Annotated in this window: 1 protein-coding gene; it reads left to right on the top strand. The window is 65.1% G+C overall.

The annotated features are described in order from the left end of the window. The coding region (gene istB, locus ACWBNA_RS47855; RefSeq protein WP_482710885.1) for an IS21-like element helper ATPase IstB at window positions 1-596 on the top strand (596 nt) is incomplete at its 5' end. Window positions 597-651 lie beyond the last annotated feature (55 nt).

Raw genomic sequence — 651 nt, 5'->3', positions numbered from 1 at the left:
TCCGCAACGGCCTGCGGCTGTCGAAGCTGCCGCACCACAAGACGCTGGAGGACTACGACTTCTCCTTCCAGCCCGACCTCGACCCGCGCAAGGTCAAGGACCTGGCCACCCTCTCCTTCGTCGAGGACAAGGCCAACGTCGCTCTGCTCGGGCCGCCCGGGGTCGGCAAGACGCACATCGCCGTCGCCCTGGCGGTCGCGGCCTGCCGGGCCGGCTACTCGATCTACTTCACCAGCCTCGACGACATGGTCCGCCACCTCAAGGCCGCCGAGGACCAGGGCCGTCTGATCAGCAAGCTCACCAGCTACCTCCGGCCCGCCGTTCTCGTGGTGGACGAGGTGGGCTACCAGCCGCTGGAACGGGCCGAAGCGAACCTCGTCTTCCAGGTGATCTCGAAGCGTTACGAGAAGGGCTCGATCATCCTGACCTCGAACAAGACCTTCGGCGAATGGGGCCAGGTCTTCGGCGACGAGGTCCTGGCCACCGCGATCCTCGACCGGCTCCTGCACCACTGCGAAGTCGTCTCGATCAACGGCAACAGCTACCGGCTCAAGAACCGCCTCCAGGCCATCGAGCGGGAGACCGACGTGGCCTAACGAGTGGTGCACATAACTTCGTACTCGGTGGTGCACTCACACGAGTACCTGGACA

Source organism: Streptomyces sp. Q2 (genome assembly GCF_056820935.1).
The sequence above is the reverse complement of the archived record's forward strand: the minus strand, read 5'-3'. Positions and strand labels throughout refer to the sequence as shown.